This window comes from Mycobacterium sp. (assembly GCF_032162105.1).
Classification (GTDB): domain Bacteria; phylum Actinomycetota; class Actinomycetes; order Mycobacteriales; family Mycobacteriaceae; genus Mycobacterium.
Window position 1 is genome coordinate 1 of record NZ_JAVRPS010000418.1, and the last position, 3,210, is coordinate 3,210.

Below are 3,210 nucleotides of genomic sequence, written 5' to 3' on the forward strand. Positions count from 1 at the left end.
CACGGCTGCACCGCACCCGACGCCACCCCGTGCCGGCTGGTCGGCAAGGGACGCATCGACAAGTTGCTGGGGTGTCCGCACACCGGCGACGTCGTCGACCGCGACCACAACGCGGCACGCAATCTCCGTGACTGGCCGGAACCTGCCAGTCGTGGTCCAGTCAGGACCACGGCCCCATCGGTACCCGGGCCAACCACATCGGTTGGTACAGGCCATGGCGCGGACGCCGGATCATCCGGCGCCGGCGGAGCACCCAGAAGACCTCACCCACGTGGGGCCGGGAACGGAGAGGCCAGAACCCAAACCCCGCAAGGGGACGCCGCATAAGCGTGTCACCCAAAACACACTCAACGGCAACGGTCATAGGCGTAGTAGGTCAGCCCGGGCATGAGGCCGACGAAGTCCGAGGCAGGCAATCCATTCAGGGCCGCCCCCGCCGCGAGCAGTTCGGCGCGAATGGTGTCATTGACCTTCAGGTTCACCGGTGCGTCGGCGTGAGCGGTTGCCGCCATGCCGATGGTTGCCGCGACCGTCGCGACGGCCGTCAGCGCGAGCCTCGCGATCTTCGTGTGGTGCGAGAAGGGGGTCATGGTCGGTGTCCTTTGCGACGAGTGGTGGTTCCGTTGCGCAGAGTCTGTGGCGGACGCCTTGGAGGATTCTTGTCCTCGCGCTCGTAGCGGGGATACTGCCACGCTGATTTCGCTGTCGCGGGTGATGTCGAGGTTACGACCAGTGTGAGTTCGTGCACGATGGTTGTCATGTCGACGGACAAAGAGCGCATGCTGAGCGGGGAACTCTATCGCGACGACGATCCGGAACTGGTCGGGGAACGTCGCTTCTGTGGAGAGATGCTGGACCGCTTCAACGCCACCCGATCGGGCGAGAATTCGGAACGCCGCGAGATTCTCGAGCGGCTGCTCGGAGCCATTGGCGAGGGATCGTGGATCATGCCGAGGTTCCAATGCGACTACGGTCACTTGATTCAGTTGGGCCGTAACAGTTTTCTCAATTATGACGCGATCGTGATGGATTGCGCCCCGGTCGTGATCGGCGATGACGTATCCATCGGTCCGCGCGCACAATTGCTGACCGCCCTGCATCCGATGGACGACGCTGAGCTGCGTCGGCAGAGGTGGGAGACCGCGGCTCCAATCACCATTGGTGACAACGTGTGGCTAGGCGGTGGTGTCATCGTCTGCCCCGGCGTCACGATCGGTGCGAACTCGGTCGTGGGTGCTGGCAGTGTCGTGACGAAGGACGTGCCGCGGCAGGTCTTCGCCGCAGGAAACCCGTGTCGGGTCATCCGTCGCCTTGAGAACTCCTAACAGGCCAGGCGGCTCACTGTGCGGTGAAGCCGCCGTCGAGCACGAGGCAACTCCCCGTCGCAAATGAACTGTCGTCGGAGGCTAGGAATAGCGCCCCCTTGGCGATTTCCCGCGGGTCGGCGACCCGCCCCATGGGGGCCCACGAGGCCTGCTCGGCGGCAGTCTTGGCAGGGTCGACACTGTTGTCCACCTCAGCCTGCAACAGCGGAGTGCGGGTGATGCCCGGGCACAGCGCGTTGACGCGAATGTCGTAGCGAATCAGGTCGAGCGCAAGGGACTTGGTGAACATGATGACTGCGCCCTTGCTCGCGTTGTAAGCCGGTGATTCTGCCACCGCCACGATCCCCATCTCGGATCCCAGGGTGACGATCGTGCCCCCACCGGCGCTCTTGAGGTGCGGAACCGCGTGCTTGATGACGGTGAACATGCCTTTGACGTTCGTCGTCAGGACCGCGTCCCATTCCGACTCGTCGAGCTTCTCGATGGGCATGACGCTTGTGATGCCCGCATTGCACACCACGGTGTCCAGGCCCCCAAACTCGTCGACCGCGGCCTGCACCATGCGTCCAGCGTCGGCCATGCTGCGCACATCTCCCGCGACCGCGCGCACCGTACCGTAGGCGGCGAGCTCCCTTTCCGCGCTGGCGAGCTTGTCGCCGTCGATGTCGCTGATGACGGTGCGGGCGCCGTTCTCGAGGAACAACCGGGCGACGGCGTATCCGATACCCGATGCACCCCCGGTGACCAAGGCCCTCTTTCCGTCCAGCTTCTGCACCGCGCCTCCTTGGGTGGTGGCCTGTCGGGTCGGTGCCTGCGGGCTACCGCTCCCCAGCCACCCGATTCGCTCTCTAGCGATCATCCCCGGTCGTTGGCGTTTGTGACCACCTGGGTGGCGATCCCCAGCGGAACGTCCGGCGCGTCGGGTCGGGTAGCGGTGGCGCTGGCCGCCAGGTAGGCGGCCAGCGCGTCGTCGTGCCGGCCGCCACCCTGGCCCGCCAATCGGGGCCGGCCAGGCTGAAACCCACTGCATCCCAGCGACCGTCGAGGTCGACCAACCCGGTGACCATGATCTCGTCGAGGAGTGCGGCGGTGGCGCGCAGGACCCGTTCCATCTTTTCCTGGCTGCGGGACTGGGTGGCCGAGCGCCGCGCGCCGACCTGGGACATCACCGGAACCATCAGGTCCGCAAGCCGGGCCGGTGTAACGAGGCCTTTACTGGTCGGCAGCGCTTGAGAAACCTGAGACTGATTCACTTTTGCTGTCAACGACGCCGCCTCATCGGCGAGGTTCCCACCCTGTTTTCACAGCAATCACCTTACCCTGCACTGTTTCACGATCGGAGTACGTGCATGCCCAAGTACCACCTGCCCCCCACCGCAACGTCTGCCGAGGTCGCCGCGGCGATCCGCGCCGACGGCTTCGTCATCGTCGACAACGTCGTCTCCAACGAGGTGATGGACCGCGTCGCCGAAGAGCTCGAAGAGCACATCGACCTGACGCCCATGGGCACCAACGACTTCATAGGTCGAGTGACTCGGCGAACGGGCTCGCTGATCCCGCGCTCACCGGCCAGCCGCGAGCTCATCACCCATCCGCTGGTACTCGGTACCACCGCCGACCTGTTGTCGAAGGCGACGGTCTACCAGCTGCACCTCACCCAGGTGATCTCGGTCCTTCCTGGCGAGACCCATCAGCCCCTGCACCGCGACGAGCTTGCCTGGGACTTCTTCCCATTCCCGCTCGATTACGACGTGCAGTGCAACACCATGTGGGCGATGACCGACTTCACCGTCGAGAACGGTGCGACCCGCATCGTGCCTGGCAGTCATCTCATCGAGGGCAAGCAGACCTACGAGGACGACGATCCCAGGATCGTGCGCGCCGA

The 3,210-nt window shown here is 65.0% G+C and carries 5 protein-coding genes and 1 pseudogene; 3 read left to right on the top strand and 3 right to left on the bottom strand.

The genetic code is table 11. The annotated features are described in order from the left end of the window. A pseudogene (locus QOC69_RS21310) lies at positions 1–327 on the top strand (IS607 family element RNA-guided endonuclease TnpB); the annotation flags it as partial. A 20-nt stretch (positions 328–347) separates the two neighbouring features. Here QOC69_RS21310 and QOC69_RS21315 read toward each other — a convergent pair. Then, the gene (locus QOC69_RS21315; RefSeq protein ID WP_526443270.1) at positions 348–590 is read right to left on the bottom strand and encodes a hypothetical protein; all 243 of its coding nucleotides are present in this window, start codon (positions 588–590) and stop codon (positions 348–350) included. A gap of 168 nt (positions 591–758) precedes the next feature. Here QOC69_RS21315 and QOC69_RS21320 point away from each other — a divergent pair, with 168 nt between their 5' ends. Then, positions 759–1,325 carry a sugar O-acetyltransferase gene (locus QOC69_RS21320; protein ID WP_526443272.1) on the top strand — a complete coding sequence of 189 codons (567 nt, stop codon included), beginning with the start codon at positions 759–761 and terminating at the stop codon, positions 1,323–1,325. Positions 1,326–1,338: 13 nt separating this feature from the next. Here QOC69_RS21320 and QOC69_RS21325 read toward each other — a convergent pair whose 3' ends face one another. After that, positions 1,339–2,100 (bottom strand): SDR family NAD(P)-dependent oxidoreductase, encoded by a 762-nt coding sequence (locus QOC69_RS21325; protein ID WP_526443274.1) that lies wholly within the window; start codon positions 2,098–2,100, stop codon positions 1,339–1,341. 73 nt (positions 2,101–2,173) lie between these two features. After that, positions 2,174–2,491, bottom strand: a complete 318-nt coding sequence (locus QOC69_RS21330; RefSeq protein WP_526443276.1) for a hypothetical protein — start codon at positions 2,489–2,491, stop codon at positions 2,174–2,176. A 183-nt stretch (positions 2,492–2,674) separates the two neighbouring features. Here QOC69_RS21330 and QOC69_RS21335 point away from each other — a divergent pair. Then, positions 2,675–3,210: phytanoyl-CoA dioxygenase family protein (locus QOC69_RS21335; protein ID WP_526443278.1), on the top strand; the 536-nt coding region annotated here is incomplete at its 3' end.